This is a genomic window from Pseudomonas sp. NPDC077186, assembly GCF_044543505.1.
Lineage (GTDB): Bacteria > Pseudomonadota > Gammaproteobacteria > Pseudomonadales > Pseudomonadaceae > Aquipseudomonas.
This window is the reverse complement of the sequence record NZ_JBITWE010000001.1, coordinates 1589224-1615349: the sequence shown is the minus strand read 5'-3', so window position 1 is coordinate 1615349 and position 26126 is coordinate 1589224. Positions and strand designations below refer to the sequence as shown.

Annotated in this window: 18 protein-coding genes; 6 read left to right on the top strand and 12 right to left on the bottom strand. The window is 67.6% G+C overall.

The window, feature by feature from the left end; translation table 11 throughout:
- Nucleotides 1–31: 31 nt before the first annotated feature.
- Nucleotides 32–673, bottom strand: a complete 642-nt coding sequence (locus tag ACIGKL_RS07610; protein ID WP_397486058.1) for an NAD(P)-dependent oxidoreductase — start codon at nt 671–673, stop codon at nt 32–34.
- A gap of 99 nt (nt 674–772) precedes the next feature.
- On the opposite strand from ACIGKL_RS07610, the gene ACIGKL_RS07605 reads away from it, so the two are divergent.
- A complete protein-coding gene (locus ACIGKL_RS07605; RefSeq protein WP_397486057.1) occupies nt 773–1660 on the top strand; it encodes a LysR family transcriptional regulator in 888 nt (295 codons plus the stop codon).
- A gap of 89 nt (nt 1661–1749) precedes the next feature.
- Nucleotides 1750–2637 (top strand): PA4780 family RIO1-like protein kinase, encoded by an 888-nt coding sequence (locus ACIGKL_RS07600; protein ID WP_397486056.1) that lies wholly within the window; start codon nt 1750–1752, stop codon nt 2635–2637.
- A gap of 138 nt (nt 2638–2775) precedes the next feature.
- Here the strand turns inward: ACIGKL_RS07600 and cueR are convergent, their stop codons facing one another.
- The 7 genes from cueR to ACIGKL_RS07565 all read right to left on the bottom strand — a co-directional run bounded on the left by cueR (nt 2776) and on the right by ACIGKL_RS07565 (nt 13328).
- Nucleotides 2776–3207 carry a Cu(I)-responsive transcriptional regulator gene (gene cueR, locus ACIGKL_RS07595; protein ID WP_397486055.1) on the bottom strand — a complete coding sequence of 144 codons (432 nt, stop codon included), beginning with the start codon at nt 3205–3207 and terminating at the stop codon, nt 2776–2778.
- Between the two features lie 61 nt (nt 3208–3268).
- Entirely contained in the window at nt 3269–4189 is a 921-nt protein-coding gene (locus ACIGKL_RS07590; protein ID WP_397486054.1) for a DUF6708 domain-containing protein, read from the bottom strand.
- Nucleotides 4186–7449 (bottom strand): toxin VasX, encoded by a 3264-nt coding sequence (locus ACIGKL_RS07585; protein ID WP_397486053.1) that lies wholly within the window; start codon nt 7447–7449, stop codon nt 4186–4188. Before ACIGKL_RS07585 ends, ACIGKL_RS07590 begins: the two co-directional genes overlap by 4 nt.
- A complete protein-coding gene (locus ACIGKL_RS07580) occupies nt 7446–8306 on the bottom strand; it encodes a DUF4123 domain-containing protein (protein ID WP_397486052.1) in 861 nt (286 codons plus the stop codon). The genes ACIGKL_RS07585 and ACIGKL_RS07580 overlap by 4 nt, the downstream gene beginning before the upstream one ends.
- Nucleotides 8303–10339 carry a type VI secretion system tip protein VgrG gene (locus ACIGKL_RS07575; RefSeq protein WP_397486051.1) on the bottom strand — a complete coding sequence of 679 codons (2037 nt, stop codon included), beginning with the start codon at nt 10337–10339 and terminating at the stop codon, nt 8303–8305. The genes ACIGKL_RS07580 and ACIGKL_RS07575 overlap by 4 nt, the downstream gene beginning before the upstream one ends.
- 148 nt (nt 10340–10487) lie before the next feature.
- Complete coding sequence (locus tag ACIGKL_RS07570; protein WP_397486050.1) at nt 10488–12872, bottom strand: heavy metal translocating P-type ATPase; 2385 nt, start codon at nt 12870–12872, stop codon at nt 10488–10490.
- A gap of 63 nt (nt 12873–12935) precedes the next feature.
- Entirely contained in the window at nt 12936–13328 is a 393-nt protein-coding gene (locus tag ACIGKL_RS07565; RefSeq protein WP_397486049.1) for a hypothetical protein, read from the bottom strand.
- Nucleotides 13329–13467: 139 nt separating this feature from the next.
- On the opposite strand from ACIGKL_RS07565, the gene ACIGKL_RS07560 reads away from it, so the two are divergent.
- The gene (locus ACIGKL_RS07560) at nt 13468–13665 is read left to right on the top strand and encodes a heavy-metal-associated domain-containing protein (RefSeq protein ID WP_397486048.1); all 198 of its coding nucleotides are present in this window, start codon (nt 13468–13470) and stop codon (nt 13663–13665) included.
- Between the two features lie 75 nt (nt 13666–13740).
- Here the strand turns inward: ACIGKL_RS07560 and ACIGKL_RS07555 are convergent, their stop codons facing one another.
- A complete protein-coding gene (locus tag ACIGKL_RS07555; RefSeq protein WP_397486047.1) occupies nt 13741–14361 on the bottom strand; it encodes a TetR family transcriptional regulator in 621 nt (206 codons plus the stop codon).
- A gap of 134 nt (nt 14362–14495) precedes the next feature.
- On the opposite strand from ACIGKL_RS07555, the gene ACIGKL_RS07550 reads away from it, so the two are divergent.
- The 3 genes from ACIGKL_RS07550 (at nt 14496) to ACIGKL_RS07540 (ending at nt 20048) form a co-directional block, all read left to right on the top strand.
- Entirely contained in the window at nt 14496–15647 is a 1152-nt protein-coding gene (locus ACIGKL_RS07550; protein WP_397486046.1) for an efflux RND transporter periplasmic adaptor subunit, read from the top strand.
- A gap of 4 nt (nt 15648–15651) precedes the next feature.
- The gene (locus ACIGKL_RS07545) at nt 15652–18795 is read left to right on the top strand and encodes an efflux RND transporter permease subunit (RefSeq protein WP_397486045.1); all 3144 of its coding nucleotides are present in this window, start codon (nt 15652–15654) and stop codon (nt 18793–18795) included.
- Nucleotides 18796–18875: 80 nt separating this feature from the next.
- Nucleotides 18876–20048, top strand: coding sequence for a multidrug effflux MFS transporter (locus ACIGKL_RS07540; RefSeq protein ID WP_397486044.1), 1173 nt, complete (start codon nt 18876–18878; stop codon nt 20046–20048).
- A 215-nt stretch (nt 20049–20263) separates the two neighbouring features.
- On the opposite strand, the gene adeC is transcribed toward ACIGKL_RS07540, so the two are convergent.
- Genes adeC through ACIGKL_RS07525 form a run of 3 tightly spaced genes read right to left on the bottom strand, consistent with a single transcriptional unit; the run spans nt 20264 to nt 26000 of the window.
- Nucleotides 20264–21697 carry an AdeC/AdeK/OprM family multidrug efflux complex outer membrane factor gene (adeC, locus tag ACIGKL_RS07535; protein ID WP_397486043.1) on the bottom strand — a complete coding sequence of 478 codons (1434 nt, stop codon included), beginning with the start codon at nt 21695–21697 and terminating at the stop codon, nt 20264–20266.
- On the bottom strand, nt 21694–24837 hold the full coding sequence (locus ACIGKL_RS07530; protein ID WP_397486042.1) for an efflux RND transporter permease subunit: 3144 nt from the start codon (nt 24835–24837) through the stop codon (nt 21694–21696). Before ACIGKL_RS07530 ends, adeC begins: the two co-directional genes overlap by 4 nt.
- A 14-nt stretch (nt 24838–24851) precedes the next feature.
- On the bottom strand, nt 24852–26000 hold the full coding sequence (locus tag ACIGKL_RS07525; protein WP_397486041.1) for an efflux RND transporter periplasmic adaptor subunit: 1149 nt from the start codon (nt 25998–26000) through the stop codon (nt 24852–24854).
- Between the last annotated feature and the right edge of the window lie 126 nt (nt 26001–26126).

Genomic DNA, 26126 nt, shown 5'->3' with positions numbered 1-26126 from the left:
GCTCTGCGACAGAGCGGCGCGAGTCGGCGATTCAATAGGCCAGGGTGAAACGCTGGCGCACATGCTGCGGCTGCTCCACTTCGTCGAGCAGCGCCACGGCCAGGTCGGCCACCGAGATGCGGCCCGGCTGATCGCCCTCCATCAGCAGCTGGTCGCCGCCCAGGCGGAACTTGCCGGTGCGCGGGCCCGGCTCGAGATGCGCGGCGGGGGAGAGGAAGGTCCACTCCAGCTGTTGCTCGTCGCGCAGCAGGTCCAGCGCCTGGCGCGCGCCCTCGGCGCCTTCCTTGTACTCGGCGGGGAACTCCGGCGTGTCGATCAGTTGCAGGCCGGGCGCGACGTACAGGCTGCCGGCACCGCCGACCAGCAGCAGGCGCCTGACCCCGGCCAGCTTGCTTGCCGCGACTATGGCGCGACTGCCGGCGATGAACTGCTCGCGGATATCCGCCGCGCCCCAGCCGGGGTTGAAGGCGCTGAGCACCGCATCGTGGCCGCGCAGCTGTTCGGCCAGCGCCGCGCTGTCGTGCACGTCGGCGCGCACGGCGGTCAGGTTGGCATGGGTGGGCAGTTTTTCCGGATGGCGCAGCAGGGCGGTGACCTGGTGGCCGCGATTCAGGGCTTCTTCCAGCAGGGGCGCGCCGACGTAACCGCTGGCGCCGATCAGGGCGAGTTTCATGGGGAGTGCCTCGGTGTGTGAAGGTGAACACATCATCCCTATGGATAAAGCCGGGAAAAACTGGCCTGATGCACTTGGATAATTAAGCAGGGCTTCACAATGGAGCAGCTCAAACGCATGGCGCTGTTCGCCACCGTGGTGCAGAAGGGCTCGATGGTCGCCGCCGGCGAGGCGCTGGGCATGAGCGCCTCGGCGGTCAGCCAGCAGATCCGCCGGCTGGAAGAGGCCACCGGCGTCAGCCTGCTGCACCGCACCACGCGCAAGCTGACCCTGAGCGAGGCGGGCGCGCAGTTCTACGCCAGCTGCCGGCAGATCGTCGAACTGGCCGAGCAGGCCGAGCAGCGCCTGGCCGAGTTGCGCGATGCACCGGTGGGCGAGCTGCGCATCGCCGCACCCGTGGGCTTCTCCGGCCCGCTGCTGTGCGAGGCGTTGGCGCCGCTGCTCGGCGCTCATCCGGCGCTGAGCCTGCGCCTGTTCTTCCAGGATGAGCAGATCGATCTGATCGAGCAGCGCATCGACCTGGCCATTCGCGTCGGCCGCCAGGAGGACTCCAGCCTGGTGGCGCGGCACGTCGCCGACTGGCGCATGCTGCTGTGCGCCGCGCCGGCCTATCTAGCGCGGCGCGGCTGGCCGGCGCAGCCGCAGCAGCTGTTCGAACTGGACTGGATCGGCCTCAATGCCGAGCGCAGCCAGCATCTGCTGTTGCACGGAGCGGGTGGCGTTACCCAGCGTCTGCGCCTGGAAAGCCGTATCGCCTGCAACAACATCCTCGCGGCGCGCCAGTTCACCCTGGCCGGCATGGGTGTGTCGCTGCAGCCGGAGCCGGAAATCCGCGAACTGCTGGCGCGCGGCGAGCTACTGGCGTTGCTGCCGGACTGGCAGCTGGAATCGATCGGCCTGCATATCGTCACCCCGCGCCGCGACGCGCAACCGGCCAAGGTGCGCTACGCCATCGAGGCGCTCAGGCGGCATCTGGTCAGTGCTTGAGTGGCGGGAGTCGGCATCTGCCGCAGGCTGTGAGAGGATGGGCCCCGCAAGCCCCGCTCCAGGCCAAAAAGGACCCGTGATCCACACCGATGAAGACGCCCAAACGTATTGAACCCCTGGTCGAAGACGGCCTGGTGGACGAGGTGCTGCGCCCGCTGATGAGCGGCAAGGAAGCAGCGGTCTATGTGGTGCGCTGTGGCGACGAGCTGCGCTGCGCCAAGGTCTACAAGGAAGCCAACAAGCGCAGCTTCCGCCAGGCTTCCGAGTATCAGGAAGGCCGCAAAGTACGCGGCAGCCGTCAGGCGCGGGCCATGGCCAAGGGCAGCAAGTACGGGCGCAAGGAGCAGGAGCAGGCCTGGCAGAATGCCGAAGTGGCGGCGCTGTTCCGCCTGGCTAGCGCCGGCGTACGGGTGCCCAAGCCCTACGACTTCCTCGACGGCGTGCTGCTCATGGAGCTGGTCACCGACGGCGAGGGCGACGTGGCGCCGCGGCTCAACGACGTCGACCTGCACCCGGACGATGCCCGCGAGTTCCACGCGTTCATGATCCAGGAGATCGTCAAGATGCTCTGCGCCGGCCTGGTGCATGGCGACCTGTCGGAGTTCAACGTGCTGCTCGGCCCCGACGGCCCGGTGATCATCGATCTGCCGCAGGCGGTGGACGCTGCCGCCAACAACCATGCCTTCAGCATGCTCGAGCGCGACGTGCGCAACATGGCCGAATACTTCGGCCAGTTCGCCCCCGAGCTGAAATACACCAAATACGCCAAGGAAATGTGGGCGCTCTACGAGGCCGGCAAGTTGCAGCCGCACAGCCAGCTGACCGGCGAGTTCGCCGAAGCGCAGGACGCCGCCGATATCGACGCGGTGATGCGCGAGATTAAGGCCGCTCTGGCCGAAGAGGCGCGGCGCCAGGCCCTGCTCAACGCCGAAGACGCGCCCAAGGACGCCGAACCGACGCCGCCCTGGATGCGCTGAGTCGTAGCGGCTTTGTAGGGTGGATGTCGCTTTTTACATCCACCCACACGGTGGGTCGCTGTGACCCCTGTAGCCCGGATGCAATCCGGGAGCGGCTGGCGGAGAGGCCCCGGATTACATCCGGGCTACGCCTCGTCGTTAGCGCTGACGGTGCGACGAACATCCTGGCGCGGCGCAACCCACGCCTTCTTCCAGCCCCCGCAGAATCGGGCAGTCCGGCCGATCGTTGCCTTGGCAACTGGCCGCCAGCTCCACCAGGGTGTCGCGCAGCGCGCTCATCTCGGCGATCTTGCGTTCCAACTCGGCGATATGCCCCTCGGCCAGCGCCTTCACATCGGCGCTGGCGCGGCTCTTGTCCTGCCACAGCGCCAGCAGCCGGCCCACTTCCTCCAGGGAAAACCCCAGATCCCGCGCCCGCCTGATAAAGGCCAGGCGGTGCAGATCGTTGGCGCTGTACTGGCGATAGCCACTCTCCGACCGCCCGGCAGGCGGCAGCAGGTCGATGGACTCGTAGTAGCGGATCATCTTGGCGCTGAGGCCGGTGTGCTTGGCGGCTTGGCCTATGTTCATGGGCTCGTACCCTGAGGGGATGACAGCGGCATCATAAGAGATCGAGAGAGCATGCCGCCGTTCAATTGGCTTGGAGCCGCGAGAGTTCCGCTTCGCGCTCGGCAATCGCACGTTCCAGTTCCGGGGAGCGTTTGGCCCATTGTTCGGGCGGCAGGGGCTTTGACCATTCGACGATGGCGGGATCGGTCAGGTCGGGTGGAGGCGCCAGTTTCAGGTTCTGGAGTTTCTCGGCGAAGTAGGTGCCAAGGAGTATCACGAAGAACAGACCATGCAGAACGTCCTTGATATCGCCCTTGCGCAGGCTGGTTACGATGGAGCCTATCTGGGTTTCTCCATATAGCCGCTTGCCCAGGCGTGTATCGGGTACGGCCTCTGGGCCGATCTCCATATAGCTGCGCATGCATTCCCATAGGCACATGGCCGTGGTGCCGCCACCACAACTGAAGCCCAGGGAGAAATGCCTGTCCGCCTCCCTGGCGTTCGGATCAGGGTTGGTGAAACCGACCACCAGCATGCCCTGGGTGGTCTTGCCATGCTGGCCAACCGAGGAGACGGCAGTGGAGGCGGCGGTCACTTGCTCCCAGGGCACGATCCAGTAGCCGCCATCCTTCTGCGGCACGCAGACCTCACGCCGCTGGCGGTTGAAGCGTACGGGGGGGGGCACGGGTTGGGTCAGGCTATGAAGCAAAATCAGGATGGGAATACCCACCATGAAGAAAGCCAGCAAGAGCATCCACCAGAAATACTCACCTGCATTCCTCTCGTTGTAGATGGCAAAAACAAAAATCAAGAGGACTGGCCATATCACCATCATGGCCGAGCCAATGCTGTAGTCGCCAATATCGAGAAATACCTCGTTCTTGCGCCAGATGGTATTGAGCACATCCTTGGGCGGCTGGCCGGTGGGGATATGCGGTGGGGCCAGGTAGTCGTCGCGGGAGAAGAGGCCGTTGCGGCTGGTGCCGGCTTCGGGTTGGCTCATGCGGAGTCCTTGGGTTGCAGGTATTCGGTGCCGTCCAGGCGGTGGGGCGTGGCGCGATCCAGTTCCGGGGTCGGGTCGTCGGTACGTAGCTCGATCACTTCGCCGTCGGTCAGCAGCCCGCTGGGGCCAAGGGTGTAGGCGAGCCCGCGTGGGCCGCCGATCACGTTCTCCAGGCCGGCCAGCAAGGCGACCGGGCTGTGGTAGCTCAGGCGCAACGAGGCGCGGGTCAACGGGCGGGCAAAGGAACCGCTCAGGCGCAGGCCCTGACCTTCTCCCGCCGGTATCCAGGTGCAGCGGCTGTCGCCGAGCCAGGTGGCGCCCAGGTCGGTTGGCGTACCCCGGGTACCTTCGCCGAATATCCTGACACTGGTCGGGGTCGGGTTGCCGCTCAGGGCCAGCTCCAGTTGCACGCTGTCGGGATCGGCTCCAGGCAGGTCGAGGGTCAGGGCGGCGATGCCGTCCTGGGTGACGGTATCGCCCAGCGTGCCGGCGATCCGCACGCTCTCCGTCCGCAGGCCCAGCCGCGGTTTATATAGCAGGGCGAGTAACTGTTCGAATTCGGCTACCTGCTGTTGCGCAGCCAGGCTCTCGCCTTTGTAGGCGCGGCCACGCGACCAGCAGCAGCCGGCCAGGTAGTTCTGCAAGGGTGTGGCCTGACGCGACCAGGCGTAGAGATAGAGCCCGCCCAGCCCCAGCAACAGCAAATTGAGCGGCCCCATACCCAGTCGAAAGCGACGGATGGCGGTGGGGGTGTCGATCCTGTTGGCTAGGCGCATGGTCGTCAGACTCAGGCCGAGAAGCCCTTGAGCTCCGTATACAGCCACCTGACCAGTAACAGCTAGTCGTCTAGTTTCCAACCAAGGATCGATACGGTTTTGCGCGTTCTCGATTTGGAGTTTTAAGGATTTGAGTTCTTGAAACGCCGCAATTGCTGATATGCCTCCCACTACACCTCCAAACAGCGTCAGAGTTGGAGCTACAGTCGCGTTACGCCCAATCTCCTCAATCCCCTTCCCAATAATTATCCAGTTCTGCACCACCGCCGTCAGGGCAGCGGCGGCGAACAGGGTGGCGGACAGGTGTTCGGCACGGCGCTGGGCACCTTCCCCTTCGAGCAATTCGGCCTGGCTGGCGTAGTTGCTGGCGTTCAGGGCGTTTAGCAGCAGCGCGGCCAGCGGCAGTAGTCCGCCGCTGTTCTGTACCGCCGGGGATTGCAGCACGCCGGCGGCGTTGCCGCTGCGGATGGCTTGCGCGGTGTTGCGTGTCCACTGCTGCAGGGCGTCGGCCTTTTCGCCCAGCAGGCGCCAGACTTCCACGCCGTTCTCCAGGCCGCGTACCAGGCGCGAGTCCTGGCCGAATCGTGCCACCAGCAGCAGGCCCATCCACTGGCCGGCGAGGCCGGCCTGGGTCTTGCCGGCGAGTAGCGCCGCGCCGAGGCGCGAGATGGCGCCAGCCCAGTAGCCCTCGACGTCGTCGGCGAGCCGCTCCAGGGCACGCAGGGCGGCTTCGTCCAGGGTCTTGCCCAGTGCCGTGCGGGTATCGGCCAGGTTGTCGAGGCTGAGCGCAGCGGCCAGTTCGTTCAGGCGGTTGGTGCTGTTGACCGCCGCCTCCAGCGACGGGCTCCAGGCATGGAAGACCAGGCGCAGGCTGCCGGGGTCGTCGGAGCGCACATAGCCGGCGAACTGTTCGGCGCCCTGCTGGCGGCTGCATTGGGCGCTGAGGCAGGCGTCGGCCAGCTCGTCGAGCCAGCGCTGGTGCGCGGGATCGTCGTAGTCGACGAACCAGGTGCCCGAGGCATGGCGGGGCAGGAACCGGTCCCGGTCGGCATAGAGCGCCTGATGGCGTTGTTCCACCTGGCCATAGTGTGCCGGAGCCTCCTGGTCGAGCCAAGCGTCCATACGCTCCAGGTCGATATGCTCGGCGACCTGCGCATTGGCGCGGCCACCGGCCAGGTTGGCGACCTTTTCCTTGCGGTATTCGCGCACGACGTACTCAACTTCTCCATGCAACTCAATTGGTATGAAGCCGCGCACCGGCGCCGTGGTGGCGGCTACTTCGGCATGTACCCTGCCCAGTTCTGCATCGGCTTGGGCGTGGCTGTAGCGGCGGCCGCGTTCCTGGTTAATGCGGCTTTCTTCCTTGAACAGTTCTTCCAGCCGACGCTGGCTAGCCAGAATGGTTTCGCCTTGATCAGGGGTGAGCTGGATATCACGGTCGCGGTAGCGGTAGTTGAGCAGGTTGGCCACTTCACCGCCGTCCTCGCGGATCAGGCTGCGGATGAAGCCGCCTACACTCTGGCGTAGGTTGTTGTCGGCTATCCAGTTCTCATGGCCAGCCTCCAGCCGCTCTTGCTCATGGTTGAGGTCGCGCAGCACGCCCAGGTCATCATCGAGGGCGACGAATACTGCATGTAGCTCGGCGCCCTCTCTGCGGGCACGGTTGAGCCAGGCTTCGGTGGCGGGTATATCCCAGGCGACCGCACTCCATTCTCCCGGCCCGTGCTGCGCCGCTTCGGGGTGGCGTGCTGAGGCCCGCTCGCGCTCGGTCAGCCAGATCCGGGCATTCACATAGGCTTGCACGTTCTCGGCGCAGGGGTTCTCCATCATCCGTTGGCCGAGGGCGTCCACACCTTCTCGGTGGGCTGCACCGTTGCGCGTCTGGTCGTGGGCTAGGGCTTTTTCGCGCACTTCGGGCAACAGTTCCGCCAGCACCTGGTCGGCGTTGTCGAAGGGGGGGCAGTGGGTCGCCTTCAGGCTTTGGGCCACTTGCGTTAGGGCGATGCGGCGCATGCGTGTGCGGCGCTCGTCGGGGACTTCCGTCAGGCGTTTGCGGGCCTCGGCAGGTAGGGGGATTTCGCTGTAAAGCAGCCAGGCATCGTGTTGTTTGTTCATGGCAATGCCGGCTGCCTGGCCCAGCATGGGCTGGGAGTTTTCGTCGTCCAGGGCTTGTTCCGTCAGCAGGCCGTCGGCCGCCACGGCGTAGCGACGTAGGGGACCTTCGTGGTGCCAGAGGTAAAGATAGCCTGTGCGCAGGCGGCGCAGCGCCATTGGGTGGCTCTGCGGCGTAGTGCCTGGCTGTAGGCAGGTATGTTCCGCGGGCTGTTCGGCGAGAGCATAGCGGGTCGGCACGACAAAAATCTCCGCCTGTCTGGCTGGGCAGGCCCCTACCGAGCAGTCCAGGTCTTCAGCGGGGAAATTCTGCTGAGCGGCCTGGTTGGCCGCTGCCAGGTTGAGTGCCTGATTCTGGTTCGAGGTGGTCATGCGGTGACTTCCTTGTCGGTCAGCAGTTGCCGTTGCAGTTCGAGGGCCAGGCGTTCCAGACGCTGCTCGGGGCGCAACTGCGGGGTATCGAGTATCTGGCGATAGGGTTGATGGGCCGGGGCCTGTGGGAAGTCCGTTCCCAACACGGCGCAGAGGTTGGCCCATTGCACCACTTGGTCGCCTGCGCTGAAGCCATGGGCATTGGCACTTTGTCGACAGCTCACCGCCCAAGCCTGACGCGCGGAAACATTCTGGTCAGCCAGGCAGTCGGGGAAATAGTGATCGATATGAGCGAGCACCTGCTCGTCGAAGGTTTCCAGTTGAGCGCGGTTGAGGCGTGCGACCTGTTCGTCGCTCAGGTGCAGCCAGGGTGTATCGTCATAGCGGGCAGCGGGGGACGCTGCCTGGCGCCCAAGCTCGATCGGCTCGCTCTCTCCGCCACGAGCGGCAATACGCAAGCGCTTGACTGGTCCCATCAGATAGTCGCGCTCTTCGTCTGGCAACTCGGCCAGCCAGTGCCGCATGACCCTGGGGTCGTAGTAGCGCAGTAGCACTGTCATACCTTGTACGTTGGCGTGCACCAGACTGCGTAGATGTTCAGTCAGGTCTTGCTCACTGGCATCGGTTTCCAGCCACACGCCGGCTGTTGCCTGCCAATGCTCGGCGAAATGCTCCTCCAGCCTGTTTGCGCAGGAGAGCTGAACCAGTACCGGGCCGGTATCGGCCAGGTCTTGGTAGAGGGTGCCCTGGTAGAGTCGGTGAAGATGCGGCGCGTCGTCCAGTTGGTAGAGCTGAGCCAACAGGTGGTCGATCTGCGCACCGTCTAGCAGCAGGTATTGCCGGGATTGTTCGCTCATCGTTTCGGCTCCATCTGCTGGCAAATGGCGCAGAAGGGTTGAGCCTGGCTGGCGGCACGTTGCAGTGCCTGCTTTTGTGCCTGAATCAATAGATTGCCGGCCTTATCGGCATCGGCCGGCTTGACCTGCCCCGGCAGAATCGGTTTGGCGCCTGCGCCAGCGCCAGGCCCACCCCCCGAATTCATCTTGATCGTCGCCCCGCTCAGGGTCACGCCGCTCGGGTCGAGCTTGAGGAAGCTGCCGCCGCCTGCGGCGGTGAGTTCCATGCCGGCGTCGATCACCACCTTGCTGCCGGCGTTGTAGTGAATCTCGTTGCCGGCTTCGATGAACTGGCCGGTGCCGATCTTGTTGTGCTGCGTGACGGCGACGGTGAGGTGGTCGTTGGCGCGTACCTCCACCTTGCGGTCGAGATCGGTGGTGCGGTGTTCTTCGGCCTTGAACTCGGTGTAGGCGTTGGCCTCGACGGTGTCGTGGCGTTCATTGCCGACGCGGATCTTCTGGTCGTGCTCGATGTTCTCGTCCCAGTCGCGCTGGGCGTGGATGTAGATCTGCTCGGCGCCCTTGCGGTCTTCGATGCGGAACTCGTTGTAGCCGCCACCGCCCGGGCTGCTGAGGGTCTTGAACGTGCTGCGGGTCTTGTTTGCCGGCAGGTCGTAGGGCACCACGTGCTCGGCGTGGTACAGGCAGCCGGTGATCAGCGGCTGGTCGGGGTCGCCTTCGAGGAAGGTGACCAGCACTTCCATACCCACTCGTGGAATAGCCACACCGCCATAGGCGTCGCCGGCCCAGTTGGAGGCCACGCGCAGCCAGCAGCTGGTGGTGTCGTTACCCAGGCCTTCGCGGTCCCAGTGGAACTGTACCTTCACCCGGCCGTACTGGTCGCAATGGATTTCCTCGCCGGCGGGACCGGTGACTTTGGCGGTCTGGCTGCCGAGTACCTTGGGTTTGCGATGTTCGAGCGCGGGGCGGTAGGGGATGTCCCAGGGCGTGGCGCTGAAGCGGTTGCGGTAGCCCTGCTGGAAGCCATCGCCCGGTTGGGTGTTGCTGGTGACCGACTCTTCCAGCACCTGCGGTTGCTTGCCCTCGTGGATTACTTCATTGAGTAGCCAGAGGTCGTTCCACTGTGCACGCGGATGATCCGCCAGGGCGAGGAAGTGGCCGCTGATCAGGTAGGCGTCGCTCTGGCCTTCAGCCAGTTCGTAGTCGCTGCGCAGACGCTCCAGGCTACGTTTGGCCAGGTGCTTGCCGCGTGTGCGGTCGGTGAAGCGACCAGGGTAGTCGTAGACCTCCAGTGCCGGGCTGAACTCGCTGCGGTAGTCCGCCTCCATCTGCAGCTTGGGTTGCTCGAAGTCGTAGTCGCGCCAACTGGCCTGGGTGCTGCGGGTTTCCAGGCGCACGCCGAAGGCGCGCACCACCTCGTGGTCGGCGGCCAGGCCGGTGCCTTGCTGGTAACTCAGCGGCTCGAGCTTGGGGAAGACGCTGGCGTCGTCGCCGAATACCAGGCGGTGGCCGGTTTCGCCGTGTTGGAAGTGGAAGCCGATGCCTTCCTCCTCGCACAGGCGCTGGATGAAGTGCAGGTCGGATTCGTCGTACTGCACGCAGTAGTCGCGTTCGGGGTAGAGGTAGCCGAGCTGGAACTGATAGGCATCGCTGTGGATGCCGTGTTCTTCGAGGAGCTGGCCGATGATCTGCGGCACCGTGAGGTGCTGGAAGATGCGCTGGTTGTGACGGTGCGCCAGGTAGGCCAGTTGCGGGCGCAGGCCGATGCGGTAGCGGGTCAGGCGTTTGCCCGAGTCGCCCTGTTCGATGCTGTAGATCACCCCGTGCACGCCCTTGCCGGAGGGGCCGAAGGCCAGGTAGGCGGTCTGGTTGATCAGCGCATCGAGGTCGAGGTCGGCGCGTTGGCTGACCAGCTCGATGTCGAAACGGTAGGGCTTGTTGAGCGCCTCGCGACCCTCGAAGCTCAGCACCTGCAGGTCGTTGTCGACCGCGGGAATGGCGAGGGTGATATGCGCCTGGTTGGCATCCAGCATGCCGTGGCCTCCATCCTTGAGTTGGGCGAGGGCTGAAGGGTGCCGGACGCCGGGCAGCGGTTCAATGATGGCATTCCCATACTATGCGCCGGGTCATGAAAAAAACCGCCGCGGCGCCTGGGCTGGCGCCGCGCGGGTAAGCCTTCTCCTACAAGTCTTGCGGCTTCCAGCGGGTCAGCAGCAGCGCATTGCCGACCACGCTGACGCTGGACAGGGCCATGGCGGCGCCGGCGAACATCGGGTTGAGCAGGCCGGCGGCGGCCAGCGGAATGCCGATCAGGTTGTAGATGAAGGCCCAGAACAGGTTCTGGCGGATCTTCGCGTAGGTGCGTCGGCTGATCTCCAGCGCCGCAGGCACCAAGCGCGGGTCGCCGCGCATCAGGGTGATGCCGGCGGCGTGCATGGCCGCATCGGTGCCGCCGCCCATGGCGATCCCGACGTCGGCGGCGGCCAGCGCCGGGGCGTCGTTGATGCCGTCGCCGACCATGGCCACCGTTCCCTGCTGGCGCAGCTCGCCGATCAGCCGCGCCTTGTCCGCCGGCAGCACCTCGGCGTGGGCCTGGTCGATGCCCAGCACGCCGGCCACGGCGGCGACGCTGCCGCGGTTGTCGCCGCTGATCAGGTGGCTGGCGATGCCCTGGCCGCGCAACTGCTCGACCGCCTCGGCCGCGCCCGGCTTGAGCGCGTCGCCGAAGGCCAGCAGGCCGAGCAGGCGCGGCGATTCGCCGGTCTCGAGCAGCCAGGACAGGGTGCGGCCCTCGGCTTCCCAGGCGCGGGCGGATTCACCCAGCGCGCCTGCGTCCAGCTGCTGCTCGTCCAGCAAACGATGGCTGCCCAGTTGCAGCGCCCGGCCCTCGACCGTGCCGGCGATGCCGCGGCCGGCCAGCGCGCGGCTGTCGCTCAGTGCGGGCAAGGCCAGGCCTTGCTCGACGCAGCGTTGCAGCACGGCCTTGGCCAAGGGGTGCTCGCTGCCCTGTTGTAGGGCGCCGGCCAGGCGCAGCAGTTCGCTTTCGTCGGCCGCGGCGAGGCCGAGGTGGACGATACGCGGGCGCCCCTCGGTGAGGGTGCCGGTCTTGTCGAAGGCGAGGGTGTCGACCGCATGGGCCACCTCCAGCGCCTGGGCGTCCTTGATCAGGATGCCGTGGCGTGCGGCCACGCCGGTGCCGGCCATGATCGCGGTCGGCGTGGCCAGGCCGAGGGCGCAGGGGCAGGCGATCACCAGCACCGCCACGGCGTTGAGCAGGGCGCTCTGCAGCGGCGCGCCGAACGCCAGCCAGCCGAGCAGGGTGGCCAGGGCGACCAGCAGCACGGCCGGCACGAACACCTGGCTGACCTTATCCACCAGCTTCTGGATCGGCGCCTTGGCCGCCTGGGCGTCCTCCACCAGACGGATGATCCGCGCCAGCACGGTCTCCGCGCCGAGCGCGGTGGTTTCCACCAGCAGGCGGCCTTCGCCGTTGATCGCCCCGGCGGTGACCTTGTCGCCCGGCTGCTTGGCCACCGGCAGGCTCTCGCCGCTGATCAGCGCCTCGTCGGCATGGCTGTGGCCTTCGACGACCCGGCCGTCCACCGGGAAGCGCTCGCCCGGCTTGACCACGACCCGGTCACCGAGCGCCAGGGCGTCGATGGCCACGCTCTGCTCGCGGCCGTCGACCAGGCGCACGGCGCGATCGGGGCGCAGCGCCTGCAGGGCACGGATGGCGCCGGCGGTCTGGCGCTTGGCGCGGCTTTCCAGGTACTTGCCGAGCAGGATCAGGCTGATGATCACCGCCGAGGCCTCGAAATACAGGTGCGGCATGCCGCCGGCCGGGGTCACCGCCCACTGGTACAGGCTCAGACCGTAGCCGGCGCTGGTGCCGATGGCCACCAGCTGATCCATATTGCCGGCGCGGGACCTGAGCGCTTGCCAGGCGGCGCGGTAGAAGCGCGCGCCGAACACGAACTGCACCGGCGTGGCCAGCAGGAACTGCACCCAGGCCGGCAGCATCCAGTGCAGGCCGAAGGGCTCGACCAGCATCGGCAGCACCAGCGGCAGGGTCAGGGCGATGGCGGTAAGCAGCAGCAGGCGTTCGCGGCGCAGGCGCTTTTGCGCCATGTGTGTCTCGGACGGGCCTTGCTCGAGCAGGCGGCCATGGTAGCCGGCGGCGGCGACGGCGCGTAGGGCGAGCTGCACGTCGAAGCCGGCGAGCACCTGCAGATGGGCTTTCTCGTCGGCCAGGTTGACCGCGACGCGGGTCACCCCGGGCAACTGGTGCAGGGCGCGCTCGATACGGCCGACGCAACTGGCGCAGGTCATGCCGTCGATGGCCAGCTCCAGCGGCTGGCTCGGCACCCGGTAGCCGGCGCGCTCGACCGCGGCGATCAGGCCGTCCAGGCTGTCGCCCGGCGCCTCGATGCGCGCCTGTTCGCTGGCCAGGTTGACGCTGGCGCTGGTCACGTCGGGCAGCTGGCGCAAGGCGCGTTCGACGCGGCCGGCGCAACTGGCGCAGGTCATGCCTTGGATCGGCAGGTCGTAGGTGGTGAGGTTGGACATGCTGGGTCTCCCTGTAGCGAGGGCTACAGGATCAACCTTGACGCTATGGTAAGGTCAAGCGCTTCAGTGCATCGGCGGTGCGGCATGCAGGCGCAGGCCTGATCCGTCCATGGCGACGCGGTAGCGGCGCACCTCGCCGGCCTGCAGTTGCAGCGCCTGGCCGCTGAGCTGGGCGATACCCAGGCCGCAGGCGCCCGGGCCCTGCAGGCCGAGACGCAGCGAAACGCTGCCCGGCGGCAGGTTGAAGGCCACCGATTGGCCCTGGTATAGGCGCGCCGCCAGCTGATCCTGCAGGTACAGCGCCACCTCGCAGGGGCTGGCCACCTCCAGGCGCTCGCGCGAGACGATCAGCACCGCATAGCCCTCGCCCTGGGCGGTGTCGGGCAACGGCGCCAGCGGCTGGGCGGCGAGTGGCGGGTTCAGCAGGGCGGCGAGCAGCAGCGGGATGAGGCGCATGGCGGCGATCCTTTCGAAGACCTATTGAGCTTGGCCCATCGAGCCGGATCGGCAAGCGCGCTGCGCCCGGGGGCTTGACCTTGCCACAGTGGCAAGCTCGAGACTGAACGCCGTCAAGCAAACCAACGAGGAGTGACAGATGCAGATTTTCAAGGTGAGCGGCATGTCCTGCGGTCATTGCGTGCGGGCCGTCGGCGAGGCGATCCGGGCGCTGGACGCTGCGGCCGAGGTGCAGGTCGACCTGGCTGGCGGCGAAGTGCGGGTGGCCAGCCGGCTGAGCCAGGAGCAGTTGCTGGCGGCGATTCGTCAGGAGGGCTACCAGGCGCAGCCGGCTTGATCGCCCGCCGACCCTAGGGGCGCGCGGGGGCGCGTAGGGTGCGCCGCGCGCACCATCGATTCGCGATGAGACGAGTTACCGCCAACTGCGCAGCAGGCCGCGGAAGCAGGCGTCGACCATGGCCGGGGTGTCGCGTTGCGGGTCGAACAGTTGTGGGTCGCGCAGCCAGTCGCTGAACAGGCCGACGATCAGCGCGTGCAGGGTGCGCGCCGCCAGGCGCGGGCTCATCCCCGGCTGCAGCAGCGGCTGCACCGCCGCCTGGGCGAACTGCTGTTCGCACAGGGCGATGAACTGGTTGATAAAGGCCTCGTGGCGCTCCTCGGCTTCGCGCAGCTCCTCGGTGAATTCGCAGCGGCGCAGCAGGATGGTGAAGATGCGCCGGCGCTGCGCGTCCTGCGCCAGGTGGGCCATGGCCTCGACGCACAGGTCGCGCAGCATCTGCAGCGAGGTCAGGCCGTCGGCGGCCGCCAGCTGTTCGGCCAGCGGCTCCAGGGGCAGGCGCACCTGGTTGAGCATTTCGTGGAACAGATGGGCCTTGTTCTGGAAGTGCCAGTAGATCGCCCCGCGCGTCACCCCGGCACGGCGCGCCACCTGCTCCAGGCTGGTATGGGCCACGCCCTGTTCGAGAAACAGCAGCTCGGCGGCGGCGAGGATGGCGCAGCGGGTTTTCTCCGCGTCTTCTTTGGTTCGGCGCATGGCGATCCGGTCAATTCTGGCTAGGCTCTGGTGGTGCCGAGTTTACCGATTTTGCCGTGCCAGCAGGTGGCGCCGCGTGACTGGCGAGTCCGCGCGCCCTGCGCCATGCGCGTCGCCAAGGAAAGGAGTGCCCCATGTCGTTCGTTCGCCTGTTCCGTCCGCTGTTGCCCCTGAGTCTAGCCGTGCTGCCGCTGGCCACCCTGGGTGCCGACGCGCCACCCCCGGCGGTGACCGTGGAACGGGTCAAGGCCGGCGCCTTGCCGGTGGTGCTGGAGTACCCGGCGCGCACCGCCGGCTATCGCGAGGTACAGGTGCGGGCCCAGGTCAGCGGCATCCTCCAGGAGCGCACCTACCAGGAAGGCAGCGGCGTGCAGAAGGATCAGCTGCTGTTTCGCATCGACCCGCGTCCCTACCAGGCCGCGCTGGCCCGCGCCAAGGGCGCGCTGGCCCAGGAACAGGCGCGTTACCGGCAGACCGAGCGCGACCTCAAGCGCATTCGCGAGCTGCAGAAGAAGGGCTTCGCCAGCGAGAGCGAGCTGGACAATGCGGTGTCCAACTTCGAGCAGAGCAAGGCCAATATCGAGGCCGCCCAGGCCGAGGTGCAGTCGCGCCAGATCGACCTCGACTACACCACGGTGAAGGCGCCGATCACCGGCATCACCAGCAAGGAAAGCGTCTCCGAGGGCAGCCTGATCGTCGCCGGCGATCCCAGCGCCAGCCTGCTCACCCAGATCACTCAGCTCGACCCGATCTTCGTCAACTTCGCCTACCCGGACGCCGAGGCCGAACGCCTGCGTCGCGAGTTGTCCGAAGGCAGCCTGGTGCCGCCGGCCAGCGGCAAGCTCAACGTCGAGGTGCAGTTCGGCGACGGCTCGGCCTATCCGGTGGAGGGCGAGGTGGATTTCACCGACAGCCTGATCGACCGCGGCACCGGCACCGTCAGCGCCCGCGGCGTGGTGCCCAACCCCGAGCAGAAGCTGCTGCCGGGACAGTTCGTGCGGGTGCTGGTCAAGGGCCTGACCCGGCCCGACGCCATCACCGTGCCGGAGCGGGCGGTGGCCCAGGGGCCGCGCGGCACCTTCGTCTACGTGGTGGACGAGCAGGGCATCGCGCGCATGCGCCAGGTCGGCACCGGCGATACGGCCGGCGGCCGCTGGCTGATCAGCTCCGGCGTCAGCGAGGGCGACCGGGTGGTGGTCGACGGCCTGGCCAAGGTGCGCCCGGACAGTCCGGTGCAGGTCGAGGAGGCCAAGGCAGCCCCGGCGCAAGCCACGGCGCAGGAGTGACGCCATGATCTCGCGCTTCTTCATCGACCGCCCGGTGTTCGCCACCGTCATTTCCATCGTCATAGTGCTGGCCGGCCTGGCCGCCATGCGCGCCCTGCCGATTGCCCAGTACCCGGAGATCCTGCCGCCGCAGGTATCGGTCAGTGCCAGCTACCCCGGTGCCAGCGCCCAGGTCATCGCCGAGACCGTGGCGGCGCCGCTGGAGCAGGAGATCAACGGCGTCGAGGGCATGATCTACCAGCTGTCCAACTCCTCCAGCAGCGGCGCCATGAGCCTGACCGTGTACTTCGAGGTGGGCACCGACCCCGACCAGGCCACCATCGACGTCAACAACCGGGTGCAGGCCGCCCAGGCCAAGCTGCCCGAGGAGGTGCGCCGGCAGGGGGTCAACGTGGAGAAGAAGTCCTCCGACATCCTCCAGGTGATCACCCTCTATTCGCCGGACGACTCGCGCGACCCGATCTTCATCAGCAACTACGCGCTGATCAACGTGATCGACGAGCTCAAGCGCCTGCCCGGGGTGGGCGACGCCAGCCAGTTCGGCTCCAAGGACTACTCCATGCGCATCTGGCTGCGCCCGGACAAGCTGGCGCAGTACGACCTGACGCCCACCGACGTGGTCAATGCCATCCGCGAGCAGAACTCGCAGTTCGCCGCCGGCAGCTTCGGCCAGCAGCCGCTCAAGGAGGCGCAGGACTTCACCTACACCGTGACCACCCAGGGTCGCTTCACCGATCCCAGGGAGTTCGAGAGCGTGATCCTGCGCAGCGACGCCACCGGCGCCAGCCTGCTGCTCAAGGACGTGGCGCGGGTCGAGCTGGGCGCCCAGGACTATTCGCTGGTGACTACCCTCAACGGCCAGCAGAACGCCGCCTTCGGCATCTACCTGCAGCCCGGCGCCAACGCCCTGGACACCGCCGAGGCGGTGGAACGCACCATGCAGCGCCTGGCGCAGCGCTTTCCCGAGGGCATCGCCTACAAGATCCCCTACGACACCACCCAGTTCGTTCGGGTGTCCATCGAGGAGGTGATCCACACCTTCTTCGAAGCCCTGGTGCTGGTGGTGCTGGTGGTCTTCGTGTTCCTGCAGAACTGGCGCGCCACGCTGATCCCGGTGCTGGCCATCCCGGTGTCGCTGGTGGGCACCTTCGCCGGTATGTACCTGTTGGGCTTTTCCATCAACCTGCTGACCCTGTTCGGCATGGTGTTGGCCATCGGCATCGTGGTGGACGACGCCATCGTGGTGATCGAGAACGTCGAGCGGGTGATGCGCACCAAGCACCTGGGGGCGCGCGAGGCGGCCATCGAGGCGATGGAGGAGGTCACCGGGCCGATCATCGCCATCGTCCTGGTGCTCTGCGCGGTGTTCATTCCGGTGGGCTTCCTCGGCGGCCTGGCCGGGCAGATGTACAAACAGTTCGCCATCACCATCGCGGTGTCGGTGGTGATCTCCGGCATAGTCGCGCTGACTCTCTCGCCAGCGCTCTGCGCGTTGCTGCTCAAGCCCGGCCATCACGAGCCGGCGGCGCCGTTTCGCGCCTTCAACCGCTTCTTCGACAAGGCCACCGAGGGCTACGGCGCCGGCGTGCGCTTCTTCCTCAAGCGTTCGGCCATGGGCCTGCTGCTGTTCGGCGGGATGATCGGCCTGATCGTGCTGCTGTTCTCCCGCGTTCCCGGCTCGCTGGTGCCGGACGAGGACCAGGGCTACGTGATCAATGCCTACTACCTGCCGCCGGCGGCCTCGCTCAACCGCACCGACGCGCTCAGCGGCGCGGTAACCCAGCAGCTGATGGAGCACCCGGCGGTGCAGGACGTGGTCACCTTCGCCGGCTTCGACGTGCTCACCTTCGGCGTGCGCAGCAACGCCGGGGTGTCCTTCGTGCCGCTCAAGGACTGGAGCGAGCGCACCACGGCCGAGCTCGACGCGCGCAACCTGACCCGCGAGTTCATGGGCATGGGCGCGGCGCAGAAGGACGGCATCGTGCTGTCGTTCAACCCGCCGCCGATCACCGGCATGAGCACCACCGGCGGCTTCGAGGCCTATATCCAGGACCGCTCCGGCGGCAGCGTCGAGGCGCTCGGCGCCAAGGTCCAGGCCTTCGTCCAGGCCGCCGGCCAGCGCCCGGAACTGGCCGGGGTGCAGAGCACCTTCAGCGCCAACGTGCCGCAGTACTACATCGACCTCGACCGCACCAAGACCCGCGCCTTGGGGGTGAGCGTCAGCGACGTGTTCACCGCCATGCAGGCCACCTTCGGCAGCTACTACGTCAACGACTTCACCCTCTACGGGCGTACCTGGCAGGTCAGCCTGCAGTCGGAGGCGGAGTTTCGCCGCAAGCCCGAGGACCTCGGCCAGGTCTACGTGCGCTCCAGCGCCGGCGAGCTGATTCCGCTGTCCAGCCTGCTGCGCGTGCGGCGCATCCTCGGCCCGGACTCCTACGACCGCTTCAACGTCTACCCCTCGGCCAAGGTGCTCGGCGGCCCTGCGCCCGGCTACAGCTCCGGGCAGGCGCTGGCGGCGATGCAGGAGGTGGCCGACCAGGTGCTCGGCGAGGACTACAGCCTGGGCTGGATCGGCTCGGCCTTCCAGGAGTTGGCGACCCAGGGCTCGGGCACCCAGGCCTTCGTCTTCGGCCTGATCCTGGTGTTCCTCATCCTCGCCGCCCAGTACGAACGCTGGACCCTGCCGCTGGCGGTGGTCACCGCGGTGCCCTTCGCGGTGTTCGGCGCGATCCTTGCGGTGTGGCTGCGCGGCATCCAGAACGACGTGTACTTCCAGGTCGGCCTGGTCACCCTGATCGGCCTGGCGGCGAAGAACGCCATCCTCATCGTCGAGTTCGCCGTGCTGCTGCGCGCCGAGGGCAAGGGCATCTTCGACTCGGCGCTGGAGGCGGCCAAGCTGCGTTTTCGCCCCATCGTCATGACCTCGCTGGCCTTTATCCTCGGCTGCGTGCCGCTGGCCATCAGCAGCGGCGCCGGCTCGGCCAGCCGCCACTCGATCGGCACCGGGGTGATCGGCGGCATGCTCGCCGCCACCTTGCTGGCGACCTTCCTGATCCCCATGTTCTACCTGCTGGTGGAGTCGGCGGCGGCGCGCCTCGGCGGGCGCAAGCGCGTCGAGGGGGCCGAGGGCGAGACCTCCGAGTGAGGCAAGACGGCCCGCCCGGGCTTTGCCGGGCGGGCGGGTCGGTGAGATGATTAGCCGGCTAATAAATACCCGGACTGTTCATGAACCTGCGTCTCTTGCTGATCCTCGGCGCGCTGAGCGCCTTCGGCCCGCTGGCCATCGATTTCTACCTGCCGAGCTTTCCGACCCTGGCCCAGCAGTTCGCCACCGACGTCGAGCACGTGCAGCTGTCGCTGGCCGCCTACTTCGTCGGCATCGCCCTCGGTCAGCTGTTCTACGGCCCGCTGGCCGACCGCTACGGTCGGCGTGGCCCGCTGCTGCTGGGGGTGACGCTGTTCACCGCGGCGTCGCTGGCCTGCGCCCTGGCGCCGAGCCTGGAGTGGCTGATCGGCGCGCGCTTCGTCCAGGCCCTGGGCGGCTGCGCCGGCATGGTGGTGACCCGCGCGGTGGTGCGCGACCTGTGCGACCCGCTGACCTCGGCCAAGGTGTTCTCGCAACTGATGCTGGTGATGGGCCTGGCGCCTATCCTCGCGCCGCTGGGCGGCGGCCTGTTGCTCGGCACCCTGGGCTGGCCGTGGATCTTCCATAGCCTGGCGCTGTTCGCCGGCCTGTGCCTGCTGGCGGTGCTGCTGTGGCTGCCGGAGACGCGGCCGCAGGGTTTCAAGCCGGCGCCGCTGCGCGGGGCGCTGGGGCAGTACCGGGCGCTGCTGGGCAATGGCGCCTTCGTCACCTATTCCCTGCTCGGTGGCGTGGCGATCGCCGGGATGTTCGCCTATATCGCCGGCTCGCCCTTCGTCTTCATCGAGCTGTATGGCGTGCCGGCCGAGCACTACGGCTGGCTGTTCGGCAGCAACGCCGCCGGTTTCGTGCTGATGGCGCAGGTCAACGCGCGCCTGGTGCGCCGTGGCGGGCCGGGCCGCTGGCTGCGGCGCATGGTGCTGCTGTACCTGGCCAGCGGCCTGGCATTGTTGGGGCTGGCGGCCTGGCAGCCGGCCAGCCTGTGGCCGTTGCTGGTGCCGCTGTTCGTCTGTGTCGCCAGCCTCGGCAGCATCCTGCCCAACGCCACCGCCTGCGCCATGGCCGGCCAGGGCGAGCACGCCGGCAGTGCCTCGGCGCTGCTCGGCAGCCTGCAGTTCAGCGTGGCGGCCAGCGCCTCGGCCCTGGTCGGCGCGCTGCACGACGGCACGGCGGCGCCCATGGCGTTGGTGATCGCGCTGTGCGGCGCCGGGACTTGCGCGCTGGCCTGGAAAAGTCGGGATTACGCCAGCGTGTAGGGTGTCGTGGGGCCGCCTCGCACCAATAGCGTTTATCCATGCCCACTCGTGCCGGTCAAGATCGCTGGTGCGCATGGCGCACCCTACGAAAAGCCTGGCAAAGCCCTTGCCCGGATAGCGTAGGGTGCGCTGTGCGCACCATGGCGTTCGCGAAACTCACCCAGGCCACCCGTGCCGGCCAAAGATCACTGGTGCGCGCGGCGCACCCTACGGGCCTAGCCTTGCGGGACCTCGCCGATCTCGGCGCTCCAGCCGCCACCCAGGGCCTTGTACAGTTCCACTTCGCTGGCGAGCTGGGCCAGGCGGTCGCCGATCAGCTGCTGGCGCACGCTGAACAGCTGGCGCTGGGCATCGAGCAGGGTCAGGTAGCTGTCGACCCCGGTGCGGTAGCGGCGCTCGGCCAGTTGGTAGTAGGTCTCGGTGGTGTCCAGCAGGGCGCGCTGCGCCGCCAGCTGCTCGCGGTAGGTGGTGCGGGCGGCGAGGCGGTCGGCGACTTCCTGGAAGGCCACCTGGATGGCCTTCTCGTACTGCGCCACCTGGATGTCGTTCTGCAGCTCGGCGTAGTCGAGGTTGGCGCGCAGGCGCCCGGCGTTGAAGATCGGCAGGCTGATGCTGGGCTGGAACAGCCAGGTGCCGGAGCCGCCGTCGAACAGCCCGGACAGTTGGCTGCTGGCGGTGCCGGCATTGGCGGTGAGGCTGACGCTGGGGAAGAAGGCCGCGCGCGCCGCGCCGATATTGGCGTTGGCCGCCTTGAGCTGGTGCTCGGCCTGCAGCAGGTCGGGACGTCGTTGCAGCAGGTCCGACGGCAGCCCGGCCGGCACGCTCTCGAGCAGCTCGGCGTCGAGCGCCAGGCCCTGCGGCAGGTCGTCCGGCAGGCCGCTGCCGAGCAGCTGGGTCAGGGCATTGCGGTCCTGCGCCACCAGGCGCCGGTACTGCGCCAGGCTTACCCGCGCGCTGTCCACCGCGCTGCGCGCCTGGCTCAGGGCCAGGGCATCGGCGACGCCGACGTCGAAGCTGCGCTGGGTCAGGCGGTAGCTGTCCTCGTAGGTTTGCAGGGTGTCTTCGGTCAGCTGCAGCAGGGCCAGATCGGCCTGCCACTGCAGGTAGGCAGTGGCGACGCTGGCCACCAGGCTGATCTGGGTGCTGCGCGCCGCCTGTTCGGTGGCCAGGTACTGCTGCAGCGCCTGTTCGTTGAGGCTGCGCAGGCGGCCGAAGAAATCCAGCTCCCAGGCGTTGACGCCCAGGGTGGCGCTGTACTGGCCGCCGGTGCTGGCCGCGCCGTTCTGGCTGAGGTCGGCCGGCAGGCGCTGGCGGGTACCGCTGCCGTCGGCGGATAGCGACGGCAGCAGCTCGCTGCGCTGGATGCGGTACAGCGCGCGGTAGGCCTCGACGTTGAGTGCGGCCACGCGCAGGTCGCGGTTGTTTTCCAGCGCCAGCTGCACCAGCTGCTGCAGCGCCGGGTCGCGGAAGAACTCGCGCCACTGCAGTTCGGCGGCGGTGCGGCTGCCTTCGTTGGCGGCGCTGCCATAGGCCGCGCCCTGCGGCCAGTCGGCGGCCAGCGGGGCGTGCGGGCGCTGGTAATCGGGAATCAGGCTGCAGCCGCCGAGCAGGGCGGCGGTCACGGCCAGGGTCAACAGGGACTGCCTCACTGCAGCGCCTCCTTTTCGGTTTCGCCGGCCGGCTCGCTTTTCTTCTTCTCGAACAGCGAGCAGACCAGCACGTAGAACAGCGGAATCCAGAAGATCGCCAGCACCAGGGCGCTGAGCATGCCGCCGATCACCCCGGTGCCGATGGCGTGCTTGCTGCCGGCGCCGGCGCCGCTGGCGATGGCCAGCGGCAGCACGCCGAGGATGAACGCCAGCGAGGTCATGACGATCGGGCGCAGACGCATGCGGCAGGCTTCGATGGCCGCATCCACCAGGCTCATGCCTTGTTCGTACTGGGCCTTGGCGAACTCGACGATCAGGATCGCGTTGCGCGCCGACAGGCCGATGGTGGTGAGCAGGCCGACCTGGAAGAACACGTCGTTGGACAGCCCGCGGCCGTAGGTGGCCAGCAGCGCGCCGATGATCCCCAGCGGCACCACCAGCATCACCGAGAACGGAATCGACCAGCTCTCGTACAGCGCCGCCAGGCAGAGGAACACCACCAGCAGCGACAGCGCGTACAGCGCCGGGGCCTGCGAGCCGGACAGGCGCTCCTCGTAGGACAGCCCGGTCCAGGCGTAGCCGACGCCTTCGGGCAGCTGCTTGGCGATTTCCTCCACCGCGGCCATGGCGTCGCCCGAGCTGAAGCCGGGCGCCGGCGCGCCGAGGATTTCCACCGCCGACACGCCGTTGTAGCGGCTCAGCTTGGGCGGCCCATAGGTCCACTCGCCGCTGGCGAAGGCGCTGAACGGCACCATCTGCCCGGCGGCGTTGCGCACGTACCACTTGTTCAGGTCTTCCGGGCTCATGCGCGCCGATGACTGGCCCTGCAGGTAGACCTTCTTCACCCGGCCGCGGTCGATGAAGTCGTTGACGTAGCTGGCGCCCCAGGCGATCGACAGGGTGCTGTTGATATCCGCCAGCGACAGGCCGAGGGCGCTGGCCTTCTCGTCGTCGATCAGCAGCTGGTACTGCGGCTCGTCGCGCAGGCCGTTGGCGCGCACGCTGTCGAGCAGCGGGTGCTGGTTGGCCAGCTGGAGGAACTGGTCGCGCGCCTGGTTGAGCACCTCGTGGCCGACGCCGGCCTGATCCTGGAGGAACAGGTTGAAGCCGGTGGCGTTGCCCAGCTCCATCACCGCCGGCGGGGCGAAGGCGAACACCATGGCGTCGCGGAAGCTGAAGAAGTGCTGCTGCGCGCGCTGCGCCAGGGCGGCCACGCCGTTCTCCGCGCCGGGCCGTTCGCCCCAGGGCTTGAGCATGATGAAGGCCATGCCCGAGCTCTGCCCGCGGCCGGCGAAGTTGAAGCCGGTGACGGTGAACACCGATTTCACCGTGCTGCTTTCCTCGTCCAGCAGGTACTGGCGCATCTCGTCGACCACCGCCTGGGTGCGCTCGGCGCTGGAGCCGGCCGGGGTCTGCACCTGGGCGAACAGCACGCCCTGGTCTTCCTCGGGGAGGAAGGCGGTGGGAATGCGGGTAAACATAAAGGCCATCACAGCGACGATAGCGAGGTACAGCACGAGGTACGGCGCCTTGCGCTTGAGCATCGCGCCTACGCCGCGCTGGTAGGCGTCGGTGCTGCGTTCGAAGGTGCGGTTGAACCAGCCGAAGAAGCCGCGTGCTTCATGGTGCTCGCCCTTGGCGATGGGCTTGAGCAGGGTGGCGCACAGCGCCGGGGTGAAGATCAGTGCCACCAGCACCGACAGGGCCATGGCCGAGACGATGGTGATGGAGAACTGCCGGTAGATCACCCCGGTGGAGCCGCCGAAGAAGGCCATCGGCAGGAACACCGCCGACAGCACCAGGGCGATGCCGACCAGCGCGCCCTGGATCTGGCCCATGGATTTGCGTGTGGCCTCCAGCGGCGACAGGCCCTCCTCGCGCATCACCCGCTCGACGTTCTCCACCACCACGATGGCGTCGTCCACCAGCAGGCCGATGGCCAGGACCATGGCGAACATGGTCAGGGTGTTGATGGAGAAGCCGAACGCCGCCAGCACGCCGAAGGTGCCGAGCAGCACCACCGGCACCGCCAGGGTGGGGATGATGGTGGCGCGCAGGTTCTGCAGGAACAGGAACATCACCAGGAACACCAGGGCGATGGCCTCGAACAGGGTGTGCACCACCCCCTCGATGGAGGCCGAGATCACCGGCGTGGTGTCGTAGGGGAAGACCACCTCCATGCCCGCCGGGAAGAACGGCTCCAGCGTGGCGATGGTCTCGCGCACCGCCTTGGCGGTGTCCAGGGCGTTGGCGCCGGTGGCCAGCTTGATCGCCAGGCCGGACGCCGGCATGCCGTTGAACTGCGCGCTGATGGCGTAGTTCTCGCCGCCCAGCTCGACCTTGGCGACGTCGCCCAGGCGCACCTGGGAACCGTCGGCCTCGACCTTGAGGAGGATGTTGCGGAACTCCTCGGGGGTCTGCAGGCGGGTCTTGCCGATGATGGTGGCGTTGAGCTGGTTGCCCGGCGAGGCGGGCAGGCCGCCGAACTGGCCGGAGGAAATCTGCACGTTCTGCGCCTGGATGGCGCTGCGCACGTCCACCGGGGTCAGCTGGAAGCTATTGAGCCTGGCCGGGTCGAGCCAGATGCGCATGGCGTACTGCGCGCCGAACACCTGGAAGTCGCCGACGCCCTTGGTGCGCGAGATCGGGTCCTGCAGGTTGGAGACGATGTAGTTGGCCAGGTCGTCCTTGCTCATGCTGCCGTCTTTCGACACCACGCCGATCACCAGCAGGAAGTTCTTCACCGCCTTGGTCACGCGGATGCCCTGCTGCTGCACTTCCTGCGGCAGCAGCGGGGTGGCCAGCTGCAGCTTGTTCTGCACCTGCACCTGGGCGATGTCCGGGTTGACCCCCTGCTCGAAGGTCACGGTGATTTCCATGCTGCCGTCGGAGTTGCTCGACGAGTTGATGTAGCGCAGGCCGTCGATGCCGTTGAGCTGCTGCTCGATCACCTGCACCACGGTGTCCTGCACCGTCTGCGCCGAGGCGCCGGGGTAGCTGACGCTGATACCTACCGCGGGCGCGGCGATGCTCGGGTACTGGTTGATCGGCAGCTTGAGGATGGACAGGCCGCCGGCCAGCATGATCACCAGGGCGATGACCCAGGCGAAGATCGGCCGGTCGATAAAGAATCTGGACATTCAGTGGCGCTCCGTTAGCCCTTGCCGTTGCTCGGGGCGGCGTCCTGCGCCACCTCGTCGGCCTTGATATTGCGTGCCGGCACGGCCTTGACCGCGATGCCGGGCTGGATGAACTGCAGGCCCTCGGTGATCAGGCGGTCACCCTCGGCCAGGCCTTCCTCGACCAGCCAGGCGTTGCCGGCGGTGCGCTCGGCCTTGAGCAGGCGCTGCTCGACCTTGCCGTCGGCGCCTACCACCAGCGCCACCGGCTCGCCCTTGAGGTTGCGCGTCACGCCCTGCTGCGGGGCGAGGATGGCGTCCTGCCTGACCCCGGAGAGCAGCTCGGCATGCACGAACATGCCCGGCAGCAGCAGGTGGTCGGGGTTGGGGAACACCGCGCGCAGGGTCACCGAGCCGGTGCCTTCGTCCACCGCCACTTCGGAGAACTCCAGGCTGCCCTCGTGGCCATAGCGGCTGCCGTCCTCCAGCTTCAGCGCGACCTTGGCACCGCCGTCGCCGGCCTGCTGCAACTGGCCGCTGGCCAGGTCGCGGCGCAGGCGCAGCAGCTCCTTGCTCGACTGGGTGACGTCGACGTAGATCGGATCGAGCTGCTGGATGGTGGCCAGGGCGCCGGCCTGGCCATTGCTCACCAGAGCGCCTTCGCTGGCCGCGGATCGGCCGATGCGGCCGCCGATCGGTGCCAGCACCTTGGTGTAGCGCAGGTCGATGCGCGCCTGCTCCAGCGCCGCCTCGGCCTGCAGGCTGGCGGCGCGCGCCTCGTCGTAGGCCTGCTGGCTGACGGCCCGGTCGGCCACCAGCAGCTTGTAGCGCTCGGCCAGGGCGCTGGCCGACAGCTGGTTGGCCTGGGCGCTCTTGAAGCTGGCCTGATAGCTGGCCGCATCGATCTGGTACAGCTGCTGACCGGCCTTGACCTCGCTGCCCTCGGTGAACAGGCGCTGCTGGATGATGCCCGCCACCTGCGGGCGCACCTCGGCGATACGGTAGGCGCTGGTGCGGCCCGGCAGCTCGCTGGTCAGGGCGTAGGGTTGCGCGTGCAGCGTCACCACCCCGACTTCGGGGGCCTGTTGGGCCTGCGGGGCGCTGGCTTCCTGGCAGCCGGAAAGGCTGAGTATGGCCGCGGCGATGGCGGAAACCATGACGGCGAAGGCGGGCTTCGTGTGCATCTGAGGTGACCTCGTTTGTCGAATCTGGTGCCCGAAGGGCAGAGGAGGGCGGTAACTGAGAACCAATGACGCGGAATATACTTACATGCGTGAATGTTTGTAAATGCCTAAAACTGCCTGCATACT